Raw genomic sequence first — 13,144 nt, forward strand, 5'->3', positions numbered from 1 at the left:
CGATGATCGCCCGGACGTGCCGCCTGACCTCGTCCTCCGGCAGCGCCGCCACCAGCGGCGACCGCGCCCGCGCCGCGCGCACCGTCGCCTCGACCACCGCCGGATCCGACGTGCCCGCGCCCAGCAGTTCAGCGAACCGGTTCACCGGGACCTCCTTGTCCTCGCAGGACAACTGTAGGCGAACGGTTTGGACCGTCCCGGCCTAGCCTGCCCCGTCCCGCATAGGCTTGAGTAAGAGCAGCCTTTGGCACACCCGGACAACCGAGGAGCGGAACAGATGTCGCAGGAAGAGGAGTTCCTGAACAAGATGGCCGGCGGCCTGGAGTACCGGTTCCCGCCGAACTTCACCTCGGTCGAGGAGGAGCGCAAGCACCGCAAGGAGCGGCTGACCGTCGCGCTGCGGACCTTCGGCAAGTTCGGCTTCGAAGAGGGCGTGGCCGGGCACATCACGGTCCGCGACCCCGAGCGGACCGACTGCTTCTGGGTGAACCCGTTCGGGATGTCGTTCAAGCACATCCGGGTCTCCGACCTGATCCTCGTGAACCACGAGGGCAAGGTCGTCGAGGGCCGCTACCCCGTCAACGAGGCCGCGTTCGCGATCCACTCCCAGATCCACCAGGCCCGCCCCGACGTCGTCGCCGCCGCGCACTCCCACTCCACGCACGGCCGCGCCCTGTCGGCGCTCGGCCAGCTCCTGGAGCCGATCACCCAGGACGCCTGCGCGTTCTACCAGGACCACGGCCTGTTCGACGACTACACCGGCGTCGTCACCGACCTGGAGGAGGGCAAGCGGATCGCCGCGGCCCTCGGCTCCTACAAGGCGGTCGTGCTGCGCAACCACGGCCTGCTGACCGTCGGCGACTCGGTCGACGCCGCCGCCTGGTGGTTCATCACGATGGAGCGCAGCGCCCAGGTCCAGCTACTGGCCAAGGCGGCGGGCACACCCGTCCAGATCGAGCACGAGAACGCCGTCCTCACCTCCCAGCAGCTCGGCAACGACCTTGTCGCCTGGTTCAACTACCAGCCGATCGCCGACGCCGTCATCCGCGAACAGCCCGACCTGTTCGAGTAGCCGTCCGGAAGGGCGAAAGGGCCCCCTCGGGGGCCCTTTCTCAGTTCATGAGCTGGTCCCAGGTCGGGGCCAGGGGGGTGAACAGGAGGGCCATGCCGCACTCGGCGAGCAGATGGTCGGCCTTCTTGTGGTTGCACTTCGTGCAGGCCAGGATGGTGTTCTCCCAGCTCGACGCGCCGCCCCGCGAGACCGGGACGATGTGGTCGATCGAGTTCCCAGGGCGGCCGCAGTAGCCGCACCGCCCCTTGTCCCGCTTGTACACGCCGGGCTTGCTCCACCCGGGCTTGCGCGCGTGCCGCCACTTCATCGACACGTACCGCACGAGCCGCAGCACCCGCGGCTCGGGAAACGCCCCGTACGACCGCCCTTCCAGCGCCTCTTCGACCACGGCCACGCCCCGGACCAGCATCCGGATCGCGTGCCGCACAGAAACACGCTGTAAAGGCTCATACGACGCGTTCAACACGAGAACGCTTGCCATCTCTTCCCCCTCTCACCGGGCTGACCGCCCTCCAGGACAAGAGTGCCGATCAACGGCCTGTGCAGGCAATCCCTTTATTGTGAACAATCCTCCACAGCGAGGGCGGGGTCAGACGGCGTTGGCTCGGGCCAGGGTTTCGATGGGGTCGGACAGGACGTCGCCGAAGGCCAGTTCGGCGGCGCCCACGAGGGTGGCTTCGTCGCCCAGGGAGCCGGTGCGGAGTTTGACGTTCTCGCGGGCGGCCGTCAGGCCGTCCAGGGCCAGGCGGCTGCGGACCTGGGCGGCGGAGCCCAGGTAGATCTCGCGGAGGACGCCGCCGAAGATGACCATGGACGGGTTGAAGATGTTGACCAGGTTGGCGACTCCGTAGCCGAGCCAGTCGCCGACCTGGTGGAGGGCGTCGCGCGCGGTGGAGTCACCGCGGTCGGCGGCGTCCACGATGATCTCGACGGCCTCCCGGCCGGACAGGCCCGACAGATCGCGGCCCGCCGACGCGATCAGCGCGAGTTCGCCGCCCTCCGCCTCCAGGCAGCCGCGCGACCCGCACCCACACGGCCGGCCGCCGGGGTTGACGACCATATGGCCGACCTCGCCGCCGTACCCGCCCTCACCGCCGAGCAGCCGGCCGCCCATGATGATGCCGCCACCGATCCCGACGTCGCCGTGCAGGTAGATCAGGTCGTCGAGGCCGACGCCCGCGCCGCGCTCCCGTTCGGCGAGCGCGCCGAGGTTGGCGTCGTTGCCGACCGCGACGCGCAGCCCGAGACCGAGCCTGCGGCTCAGCTCCTCGCCGAACGGGACGTCCACCCAGCCGATGTTCGGGCCGTAGCGGACGACCCCGTCCTCCTGCCGGATGATCCCGGAGAAGGCGACGCCCACCCCGACGCAGACCGTGTCGGGGCGTGCCCTGCGGACCAGCCCGCGGGCCAGCGCCGCGAGCTGGGAGATGACCTCGTCGGGCGCGAACGACCCCTGCGGCCGGGGCGTGTCCCTGCGGTCGAGGATGACGCCGCCGAGCCCGACCCTGGCGACCGCGAGCCGGTCCGCGCCGACGTCCAGGGCCAGGACGTAGACGCGGGCCGACTCGGGCCGGACGACCAGCGAAGGCCGTCCCGCCTTACGGGTCTCCTTGGGCAGTTCCTCCGTCACGAGTCCCGCGGCGGTCAGATCCGAGGTCAGCGCCATGATGGTGCTGCGGTTCAGACCCATCCGCTCGGCCAGCGCGGCCCGCGACGCCGGCCCGCCGAGATGGACATGGCGCAGGAGGGTGCCCAGGTTGTGCCGACGGATCTCCTCAGGGGAGGGTGCGGCTCTCATGGAGGCGGGGTTCCTAACGTCCGGGTAGGGCTCGCTTGCGCGAAAGCGCGTCCACCCCCGCGGCCAGCAGCAGGACCGATCCTGTCACAATCGCCTTCGTTCCGGCGCTGTACCCCATCAGTCCCATACCGTTGTCGATGACCGCGACCACGGCGCCGCCCAGGACGGCGTCGATGATCCGGCCGCGGCCGCCGAAGAGGCTGGTGCCGCCGATGACCGCCGCGCCGACGGCCTTCAGCAGGACGTCGGAGCCGCCGGTGTTGGGGTCGACGGAGTTGGCGCGGGACGCGGCGATGATCCCGCCGATCGCGGCCATCCCCGAACAGATCACGAACGCCATGATCTTGATCCGGTTGACGTCGATGCCGGCGCGGCGTGCGGCCTCGGCGTTGCCGCCGACCGCGTAGATGTGCCGGCCGAAGGTGGTGCGGTTCAGCACGAACGTCCAGATGATCAGCAGCGCGCCGATCAGCGGGACGACGTAGGGCATCCCCTTGAGCGAGGCGAACACCGGGTTCTGGCTGCGTTCGCCGTTGAGGACGAACACCGCGGCGCCGCCGATCAGGGCGAGCGCGGCGATCCGCACATAGGCGACGGTCATGCCGCGGTTGGCGAGCCCCCGGCTGATCCGGGTGCGGGCCTTGCGGAGCTCGATGTACGCGAACCCCGCGACCAGCACGCCGAAGATCGCCCAGCCGATCGCCGGCGGCACGTTCTTGTTGGCGACGCCCAGGATCACCTTGTCCTTGACGCTGATGATCGTGCCGTTGTCCATGATCTTCAGTGCGACGCCCTGGAGGGCCATGAAGGCCGCGAGCGTCACCACGAACGACGGGATGCCGAGCCTGACCACGATCAGGCCGATCAGCAGGCCGATACAGACGCCCGTCAGGATCGCCATGACGATCGCCGCGTACCAGGGCCAGCCGTGGTTGGTCATCACGACCGCCAGCACCCCGGCGCTGACGCCGCTGGCGAACCCCGCCGACAGGTCGATCTCGCCGAGCAGCAGCACGAAGATCAGGCCCATGGCGATGACGGCGCCGGCCGCGCCCTGGGTGAACAGGTTCGCGAAGTTGCGTTCGGACATGAAAACCGGCTGCGCGATCCAGAACCCGACGCACAGGGCGACGAGCGCGAGGGTCGCGGGCAGCGCGCCCATGTCCCCGCCCCGGATCTTGCCGATGTAGTCGGACGCCATCCCGGCCAGCGGCGAACCGCCGCCGGACGACTTGCCCGAAGGTGCCTTGGAGGCGACGGCGCTCATGCCTTGGCTCCGTTTCCGTGCGCGCCCGCGGTGCCGCCGGTCAGGCCGAGCTCCCCGCTGCGACCCGAAGTGATCAGTTCGACGACCTGCGCGTGCGTGACGTCGGAGGTCTTGACCTGGGCGGCCATCCGCCCGAGGTAGAGGGCGGCGATCCGGTCGGACACCGCGAAGACGTCGTTCATGTTGTGCGAGATCAGGACGACCGCGAGGCCCTTGTCGGCGAGGCGGCGGACCAGTTCGAGCACCTGCTGGGTCTGGGCGACGCCGAGTGCGGCCGTCGGCTCGTCCAGGATGACGACCTTGCTGTTCCACAGCACGGCCTTGGCGATGGCGACGGTCTGCCGCTGCCCGCCGGAGAGCGACGACACCTGCTGGCGGACCGATTTGACGGTGCGGACCGACAGACCGGCGAGGGTCTTGGCGGCCAGTTCCTCCATGGAGAACTCGTCCAGCACGATGCCGGCCTTCTTCTCCCGGCCGAGGAACATGTTCTGGACGATGTCCAGGTTGTCGCAGAGCGCGAGGTCCTGGTAGACGATCTCGATGCCGAACGCGGCCGCGTCCCGGGGGCTGTGCACGTGCACCGGGGCGCCCTCGAAGAGCACCTGCCCGCCGTCGATCGGGTGGATGCCGCCCATGCACTTCACGAGCGTGGACTTGCCGGCGCCGTTGTCGCCGACGAGCGCGGTCACCTCGCCGGGGTAGGCCGCGAAGGCGACGTCATGCAGGACCTGGACGGGACCGAAACTCTTGTCGATCCCGCGCAGTTCGATCACCGGGGTGGCCGGTGCTTCGGACGCGGTCATGGTTTTCGGGGTCTCCTCAAGGGGGCACCCCGGCCGCCGCAGGGGGAGGCGGCCGGGGTGTTTTCCGGTTGGGCTACTGGATGCCGGCGTCGGCGCAGGCCTTGGCGAGCTCCGGCGTGCAGACCTTGTCCTTGGTCGTGGCGCCCGCGTCGATCACGGCCTTGACGTTCTCCTTGGTGATCGCGACCGGGTCGAGCAGGGCGGCCGGGATCGTGGCGTTGTTGGTCGGGTCGGTGAAGGTGGCGGTGGCCGTGGCCTTGCCGTCCTCGCCCTTCAGCAGGCCGATGGCGAGCTTGGCGGCGGCGTTGGCCTCACCGACGGAGTCCTTGAAGACCGTCATGCACTGGTCGCCGGTCAGGATCGACTGGAGGCCGGGGACGGTGGCGTCCTGGCCGGTGACCGGGACCTTGCCGTTGAGCTTCTGCTTCTTCAGGATCGCCAGGGCCGCGCCGCCCAGGCCGTCGTTGGCGGCGAGCACGCCCGCGATCTTCGGGTTGCTGGTGAGCATCTGCTCGAAGATCGTGCCGCCCTTGGCGTTGTCCCAGTCGGGGACGGACTGGTCCGGGCCCTTGATGAACTCGCCGGAGTCGTACTTCTCCTTGAGGACTCCGTCGTAGCCCTTCTTGAACAGCGTGGCGTTGTTGTCGGTCGGGGAGCCGTTGAGCTCGGCCACGATCGGCTTCTTGACGCCGGCGTCGGCCAGGCACTTGACCAGGCCCTCGCCCTGGAGCTTGCCGACCTTCTCGTTGTCGTAGGAGACGTAGAACTTCGCGCCGCCGCCCAGGGTCGGGCGGTCGTAGTCGATGACCGGGACGCCCGCGGCGGTGGCCTTGTCGATGACGGCCTTGCCGGTGCCCGAGTCCAGGTTGACGATCATCAGGACCTTGACGCCGGAGGTCAGCATCTGGTCGGCGATGGTCTGGAAGGCGTTCTTGTCGCCCTGGGCGTTCTGGATGTCGTACTTGACGCCCGCCGCTTCGAAGGCCTTGGCCAGCGCCGGACGGTCCTGGGTCTCCCAGCGGTCGGACGACTTGCTGTCCGGCAGGATGACGCCGACCTTGTCGTTGGAAGCGGCGGAATTGGGAGCGGTGGAGCCGCCGTCCTTCGTGTCGTCGCCACAGGCCGCGAGCGAGCCGAGCAGAACGGTGGAGGCCACGGTGAGGCCGAGGATCCCCTTGCGCATGATGCGTGGGTCCTTTCAGGGGGTCTACCGCCCGGACAAGGGGCGGCGGAGGGGGTGGGGTGAATGTTGTTTGCAGCAACTTATGCGACCGTGACCTGCCACACAACCCAACCAAGCCCCATATTTGTTGCTAGCCATAACAATCAGGACACACGCCGTTAACCTGCACGGACACACCAACGGCCCTCCCCCGCACCGCGGGAAAGGGCCGTCGTGAGGGGTGGGGCTAGGCGTTCACATAGGTGGCGAGGTGGTCGGCGGTGAGGGTGGAGCGGGCGGCCACGAGGGCGGCGGGGGTGCCTTCGAAGACGATCTGGCCGCCGGAGTGGCCCGCGCCGGGGCCCAGGTCGATGATCCAGTCGGCGTGGGCCATGACGGCCTGGTGGTGCTCGATGACGATCACGGACTTGCCGGAGTCGACCAGCCGGTCGAGGAGGCCGAGGAGATGGTCGACGTCGGCCAGGTGGAGGCCAGCGGTCGGCTCGTCGAGGACGTAGATGCCGCCCTTCTCGCCCATGTGGGTGGCCAGCTTGAGGCGCTGGCGCTCACCGCCCGACAGGGTCGTGAGCGGCTGGCCCAGGCTCAGATAGCCCAGGCCCACCTCGTTCAGGCGCTTGAGGATGGCGTGGGCGGCGGGAATCCTGGCCTCGCCCTCACCGAAGAACGTCTCGGCCTCCGCCACCGGCATCGCCAGGACCTCGCTGATGTCGCGGCCACCCAGCTTGTACTCCAGCACCGACGCCTGGTACCGCTTGCCCTCACACTCCTCGCAGACGGTCGCGACACCCGCCATCATCCCGAGATCCGTGTAGATCACCCCGGCGCCGTTGCAGTTCGGGCAGGCGCCCTCGGAGTTGGCGCTGAACAGGGCGGGCTTCACCCCGTTGGCCTTGGCGAACGCCTTGCGGATCGGCTCCAGCAGCCCCGTGTAGGTGGCGGGGTTGCTGCGCCGCGAACCGCGGATCGGCCCCTGGTCGATCGCGACCACACCGTCGAGCCCCGAGATCGACCCGTGGATCAGCGAGCTCTTCCCGGAGCCCGCGACGCCCGTCACGACCGTGAGCACGCCCAGCGGGACGTCGACGTCCACGTCCTTGAGGTTGTGCTCGTTCGCCCCCCTGATCTCCAGAACCTCGGTGAACTCCCGGACGGAGTCCTTCAGCTCGGCGCGGTCGTCGAAGTGGCGGCCGGTGATCGTGTCGCTGGCGCGCAGCCCGTCGACGGTGCCCTCGAAACACACCGCGCCGCCGCCCGCGCCCGCCCCGGGACCCAGATCGACGATGTGGTCGGCGATCGCGATCGTCTCGGGCTTGTGCTCGACGACCAGCACCGTGTTGCCCTTGTCCCGCAGCCGCAGCAGCAGGTCGTTCATCCGCTGGATGTCGTGCGGGTGCAGCCCGGTGGTGGGCTCGTCGAACACGTAGGTGGTGTCGGTGAGCGAGGAGCCCAGATGCCGGATCATCTTGACGCGCTGCGCCTCACCGCCCGACAGGGTGCCCGCCGGACGGTCGAGCGACAGATAACCGAGCCCGATCTCGTCGAAGGAGTCGAGGGTGTGCTGGAGGGTCGCCAGCAGCGGCGCGACGGACGGATCGGACACGCCGCGCACCCAGTCGGCCAGATCGCTGATCTGCATGGCGCAGGCGTCGGCGATGCTGATGCCGTTGATCTTGGAGGAGCGGGCCTCGGGGCTCAGCCGGGTACCGTCGCAGTCGGGGCAGACGGTGAACACCACGGCGCGCTCCACGAAGGCGCGGATGTGCGGCTGGAGCGCGTCCACGTCCTTGGAGAGCATCGACTTCTGGATCTTCGGGATCAGGCCCTCGTAGGTGAGGTTGATGCCGTCCACCTTGATCTTGGTCGGCTCCTTGTGGACGAGGTCGTGCAGCTCCTTCTTGGTGAACTTCTTGATCGGCTTGTCGGGGTCGAAGAAGCCGCAGCCGCCGAAGATCCGGCCGTACCAGCCGTCGACGCTGTAGCCGGGGATCGTGATCGCGCCCTCGTTGATCGACTTCTCCGCGTCGTAGAGCTGGGTCAGATCGAAGTCGCTGACCGTGCCGCGGCCCTCGCAGCGCACGCACATGCCGCCGGTGCGGGAGAAGGTCCGCTTCTCGGTGGTCTTGCCGCCGGCCTTCTCCACCGTGATCGCCCCGGCCCCCCGGACGGACGCGACGTTGAAGGAGTACGCCTGCGGCCCGCCGATGTGCGGGACGCCGAGCCGGCTGAACAGGATCCGCAGCATCGCGTTGGCGTCGGTGGCGGTGCCGACCGTCGATCGGACGTCGCCGCCCATCCGCTGCTGGTCGACGAGGATCGCGGTGGTCAGGCCCTCCAGGACGTCCACTTCGGGCCGTGCCATCGTCGGCATGAACCCCTGCACGAACGCGCTGTAGGTCTCGTTGATCAGCCGCTGCGACTCCGCGGCGATGGTCCCGAACACCAGCGAGCTCTTGCCCGAGCCGGAGACCCCCGTGAACACGGTGAGCCGCCGCTTCGGCAGCTCGACGCTGACGTCCTTGAGGTTGTTCACCCGCGCCCCGTGCACCCGGATCAGGTCGTGGCTGTCGGCGACGTGCGGCTCGGCCTTGCTCATCATGTCTCCATCCGATCTTGGTGGTGCCGTCCACGATAATGGCAGCCGTGCCCCCGCTCCGTCTGCCGTCGCCGCTGACCGAACTGCACGATCCTGCCCTGGAGGCGGCCGGGGTGCGGCTCTGGCTGAAACGCGACGACCTCATCCACCCGGACCTGTCCGGCAACAAGTGGCGCAAGCTCAAGTACAACCTGGAGGCGGCCAGGGACGAGGGCCACACCCGGCTGCTGACGTTCGGCGGCGCCTACTCCCACCACCTGCGCGCGACGGCCGCCGCCGGGCGCCGTTTCGGGTTCGAGACCGTCGGAATCGTCCGCGGCGAGGAGCATCTGCCGCTCAACCCGTCGCTGGCCAGGGCCGTCGAGCTGGGGATGCGCCTGGCCTACCTGGACCGGGCCGCCTACCGCCGCAAGACCGAACCGGAGACCGTCGACCGGCTCCGAGCGGAGTGGGGGCCGTTCTTCCTGCTCCCCGAAGGCGGCAGCAACGAGCACGCGGTGCGCGGCTGCGCCGAACTGCCCGCCGAGATCACGATCCCCTTCGACGTCCTGTGCTCCCCGGTCGGCACCGGCGGCACCCTCGCCGGCCTCGCCAGGGGCCTGCCGCCCGGCCGGCGCGCCCTCGGCTTCCCCGTCCTGAAGGGCGCGGAGTACCTGTCCGGCGAGGTCGCCCGGCTGTACGGGGCGCCCGACGGGCCGTGGGAGCTCGACCACGCCTTCCACTGCGGCGGCTACGCCCGGCGCAGCGCCGAACTCGACGCGTTCCTCGACACGTTCGCCGCCCGTCACGGCCTGCGGCTGGAGCGGGTCTATGTGGCGAAGATGTTGCTCGGCCTGTTCACCAGGATCCGGGCCGGGGCGTTTGCGCCCGGCACCCGGATCGTCGCGGTCGTGACGGGTTCCGCCCCGGCCGAGGAGGTCAGCCACCGGCCGTGAGCCGCTCGTCCACCCGGGTCAGCGCCTGCCGGATCTGCCCGGCGCCGACGCTTCCGCCCGCCGAGACGTCGGCGAACATCCGCTGGATCGCGGTACCGAGCAGGGTCTCGGACCGCGGCTCCTGCGGAACCTGCGGCAGCGGTTCCGCCGTGGAGCTCAGGATGTTCCGGAACACCTGGGCCTCCTCGGTCCGGAAGGCCGGATCGGCGTAGGCGTCCCGGACGGTCGGCAGCGAACCGTAGGCCTTGTTCAGCAGGGCCTGCTCGGGCGTCGACACCAGGAACCGCACGAGGTCGAGCGCGGCGTCCCTGTTCCCGGTGCGGGCGAACACCGACAGGTTGATCCCGCCCACGAAGCTGGTGACCTTCCGGCCGTTCGCGGGCGGGGCCGCGGGCAGCGGGATCGGCGCGACGCCGAGGTCGCCCATCGCCATGCCGAGGTTCTGGAACGAGCGGCCGGAGGCCTGGTGCATGAACATGGCGGCTCTGCCGTCCGCCAGGTCCTTGATCGACCGGGCGGGGTCCGTGGAGGCGGCGTCGGACGGGTTCACGATCCGGTGTTCCTGCATGAGGTCGACGTACTGCCGGACCGCCTCGACCGACGGGCCGGACGCGAGCCGCGGCCCGCCGTCGGGAGTGAAGAACTCCGCGCCCTGCTGGGCGCCCAGGATCGCGGCCAGACGGCTGTTGGCGGTGGGCCGGCCGGCCTGGAGGGACAGTCCCCACCGGCCTTTCTCCGGGTCGGTCAGCTTCCTGCCCGCAGCGATCAGCTCGTCCCAGGTCTTCGGCGGGCCCGCGATGCCCGCCTCCTTGAAGAGCCGCTTGTTGTAATAGAGGCCGTAGGCCTGACCGTAGAGCGGGACGCCGACCGGTGGACGGCCCGCCGCGCCGGTCGCGGCGAGCGGCGGGCCGAGGAAACGGCCCCTGCCGCCGACCTTCGCCAGGGCGGCGTCGTCGAACGGCAGGAACGCCCCCGTCGCCTGGAGCGACGCCGACCAGGTGGTGTCGATGTTGACGACGTCGGGCCCCTGGCCGGAGACGGAGGCTTCGCGGATCCGGTCGAGCAGCTCGGTCCACGGGACGACCTCGACCCGGACCTTGACCCCGGTCTGCTTCTCGAACTTGTCGAGCTCGGGCTGGAGGATCTCCCTGTCGTCGCCGGGACCGGCGCCCTGCTGGGAAGCCCAGTAGACGAGCTCCGCACGGGTGCCGGACGCCACGCCGCCACAGCCCGCGAGGGCGGCCGCGACGAGGGCGAGGACCGGTCCGAACTTTCCGATGCGCATCGCTAGAACGGTTCCTCGACAGGGGTTTCCGGGATCCGCGCAGCCCTGGCCGCCGGGCCCGGCGGCTGTGCGGGCGGATGCGACTCCAGCGCCGCGAGCGCGGCGGCGATGGCCGTGTCGAGCTGCGGGTCGCGGTGGTTGACCCAGTCCTCCGGGGTCATCACGATCTCGAGGTCGGGATCGACCCCGTGGTTCTCCAGATCCCAGCCGTAGGGATCGAACCAGGTCGCGTACTGCGGGACCGTGATGCTGGAGCCGTCGGCCAGCCGGTGCCAGCCGTCGATGCCGATCACCCCGCCCCAGGTGCGGGTGCCGATGACGGTGCCGAGCCCGAGCGTCTTGAACGCGGCGGAGATGATGTCGCCGTCCGAACCGGCCCGCTCGTCCACGACCGCGACGATCGGGCCGCGCGGCGCGTTGTCGGGGTAGGAGGTCGGCTTCCGGTTGCGCGGCACGTCCCAGCCGATGATCTTGCGGCTGAGCTTCTCGACGATGAGCTGGCTGGTGTGGCCGCCGCGGTTGCCGCGCAGGTCGACGATCAGGCCGTCGAGACCCGCCTCGACCCGCAGGTCGCGGTGGAGCTGCGCCCAGCCGAACCCGACCATGTCCGGGATGTGCAGATAGCCGAGCCGGCCGCCGGACGAGCCGCGCACATGCCGGCGACGCCCCGTCACCCAGTCCTGGTAGCGCAGCCGCTCGTCGTCCAGCAGCGGGACCACCGCGATCCGGCGCGGCGCGCCCCCGTCGCGCGGGCCGATCGTCAGCTCGACGGGCGTGTCGGCCATGCCCGCCAGCAGCGGTCCAGGACCCGTCACCGGGTCGACGGGACGGCCGTCGATCTCCAGCAGGACGTCCCCCCGCCGGACCACGATGCCCGGGCCCGCCAGCGGGCCCCGGGCACGCGGGTCGGACGACTCACCCGGCAGGATCCGGGTGATCCGCCAGACGTCGCCGTCACGCCGCAGATCGGCGCCCAGCATCCCCAGCCAGTCCCCCGCCCGGCCGTACCGGGCGCGCGAGACATAGGCGTGCGACGTGCCGAGCTCGCCCTGCACCTCCCAGAGCAGGTCCGCGAAGTCGTCGGGGGTCGCCACCTGGTCGAGCAGCGGACGGTACCGGTCCAGGACCTCGTCCCAGTGGACGAACTCCGCCAGCACCTCCTCGTTCCAGAAGTCGTGCCGCACCACCCGTCCCGCCTCGGCGTATGCCAGCTCCCAGCGGTCCTTCGGATCGAAGATCGCGCGTGCCCGGGACAGGTCGACCTTGACGGTGTCGTCGTCCCCCGCCGACCGGTCGGACGGCACGACCGTCAACCGGCCCCGGTTCCGGACGACGAGCCGCTCGCCGTCCCCGCTGACCGCGTACCCGTCGAGCGGATCGACGATCTCCTCGCACTTGCGGGTGCCGAAGTCGAACCGCTCCAGCGACGGCCGCAGCGACTGCGAGTCCGGGGTCGGGCCGCTCTCGCCCAGCTCACCGGAGAGCGGGATCTTCATCCACACCACACCGCCCTTGACGGCGCTCATCGCCGCGTACCGGGACGCCTCCACCGGGAACGGCGTGACCCTCGCCGCGAGCCCCTCCAGATCGACGACCACATGGGAGCCGTCGCCCTGCTCGTCGTCCTTCTTCTCATCCTCGCCCGAAGCAGGGCGCCCGTCCACCGACGGCGCGAACGGCGACGGGGTCGTCGCCGCCAGCGGCAGCAGATAGGGGCGGCAGCCGAACGGGAACGACAGATCGAACACATGCTGGTCGTAGACGGGGTCGAAACCGCGCCACGACAGGAACGCCAGGAACCGGCCGTCCAGGGTGAAGCAGGGCGAGGTGTCCTCGAACCGGCCGTCGGTGACGTCCACGACGGTCCGGTCGGACAGCCGCATCAGCCGGATCCGGCGCAGCGGCGCCGCCTCGGGCTCCGACCAGGCCAGCCACTCCGAATCGGGCGAGAACACGACGTCCTCGATCCGGCCGTTGCCGGTCGAGGCCAGCTCGGCGGTCTCGCCCGACTCGATCTCGACCAGCAGCATCCGGCCGTCCCGGGTGGTGACGACCACGCGCACGCCGTCCGGGGCGGAGACCAGGTCGGCGGCCCAGCCCAGCTTGCCCGCGGCGAGCCTGCGCGGGGACGAACCGGGTTCGATCCCGGCGGCGGGCGCGACCTCCAGGGCGTCGCCCGGCAGCTCGGTGCCCGCGTCGACCAGC

At 70.3% G+C, this 13,144-nt stretch carries 10 protein-coding genes; 2 read left to right on the forward strand and 8 right to left on the reverse strand.

Annotated features, from left to right (window positions below):
* Positions 1–277 precede the first annotated feature (277 nt).
* Positions 278–1,072, forward strand: coding sequence for a class II aldolase/adducin family protein (locus tag ACYVE7_RS17485; protein ID WP_460365779.1), 795 nt, complete (start codon positions 278–280; stop codon positions 1,070–1,072).
* A 40-nt stretch (positions 1,073–1,112) separates the two neighbouring features.
* Here the strand turns inward: ACYVE7_RS17485 and ACYVE7_RS17490 are convergent, their stop codons facing one another.
* The 6 genes from ACYVE7_RS17490 to ACYVE7_RS17515 all read right to left on the reverse strand — a co-directional run bounded on the left by ACYVE7_RS17490 (position 1,113) and on the right by ACYVE7_RS17515 (position 8,722).
* Positions 1,113–1,499, reverse strand: coding sequence for an HNH endonuclease (locus ACYVE7_RS17490; protein ID WP_460365780.1), 387 nt, complete (start codon positions 1,497–1,499; stop codon positions 1,113–1,115).
* Between the two features lie 162 nt (positions 1,500–1,661).
* Positions 1,662–2,870: an ROK family transcriptional regulator gene (locus ACYVE7_RS17495; protein WP_460365781.1), complete on the reverse strand. Its 1,209-nt coding sequence runs from the start codon at positions 2,868–2,870 to the stop codon at positions 1,662–1,664.
* A 13-nt stretch (positions 2,871–2,883) separates the two neighbouring features.
* Positions 2,884–4,137: a sugar ABC transporter permease gene (locus ACYVE7_RS17500; RefSeq protein ID WP_460365782.1), complete on the reverse strand. Its 1,254-nt coding sequence runs from the start codon at positions 4,135–4,137 to the stop codon at positions 2,884–2,886.
* A complete protein-coding gene (locus tag ACYVE7_RS17505; protein ID WP_460365783.1) occupies positions 4,134–4,943 on the reverse strand; it encodes an ATP-binding cassette domain-containing protein in 810 nt (269 codons plus the stop codon). The genes ACYVE7_RS17500 and ACYVE7_RS17505 overlap by 4 nt, the downstream gene beginning before the upstream one ends.
* Positions 4,944–5,016: 73 nt before the next feature.
* Complete coding sequence (locus tag ACYVE7_RS17510) at positions 5,017–6,126, reverse strand: sugar ABC transporter substrate-binding protein (RefSeq protein ID WP_460365784.1); 1,110 nt, start codon at positions 6,124–6,126, stop codon at positions 5,017–5,019.
* Positions 6,127–6,352: 226 nt separating this feature from the next.
* A complete protein-coding gene (locus ACYVE7_RS17515; protein ID WP_460365785.1) occupies positions 6,353–8,722 on the reverse strand; it encodes an ATP-binding cassette domain-containing protein in 2,370 nt (789 codons plus the stop codon).
* Between the two features lie 44 nt (positions 8,723–8,766).
* Here ACYVE7_RS17515 and ACYVE7_RS17520 point away from each other — a divergent pair, with 44 nt between their 5' ends.
* The gene (locus ACYVE7_RS17520; RefSeq protein WP_460365786.1) at positions 8,767–9,654 is read left to right on the forward strand and encodes a 1-aminocyclopropane-1-carboxylate deaminase/D-cysteine desulfhydrase; all 888 of its coding nucleotides are present in this window, start codon (positions 8,767–8,769) and stop codon (positions 9,652–9,654) included.
* Here the strand turns inward: ACYVE7_RS17520 and ACYVE7_RS17525 are convergent.
* Together ACYVE7_RS17525 and ACYVE7_RS17530 are read right to left on the reverse strand one after the other, a co-directional pair.
* Positions 9,638–10,939: an ABC transporter substrate-binding protein gene (locus ACYVE7_RS17525; RefSeq protein WP_460365787.1), complete on the reverse strand. Its 1,302-nt coding sequence runs from the start codon at positions 10,937–10,939 to the stop codon at positions 9,638–9,640. The genes ACYVE7_RS17520 and ACYVE7_RS17525 overlap by 17 nt on opposite strands.
* A 2-nt stretch (positions 10,940–10,941) precedes the next feature.
* Positions 10,942–13,144, reverse strand: a 2,203-nt coding sequence (locus tag ACYVE7_RS17530; RefSeq protein WP_460365788.1) for a S41 family peptidase, incomplete at its 5' end; no start/stop codon positions are given.

The sequence above is a fragment of the Actinocorallia lasiicapitis genome (genome assembly GCF_054778695.1).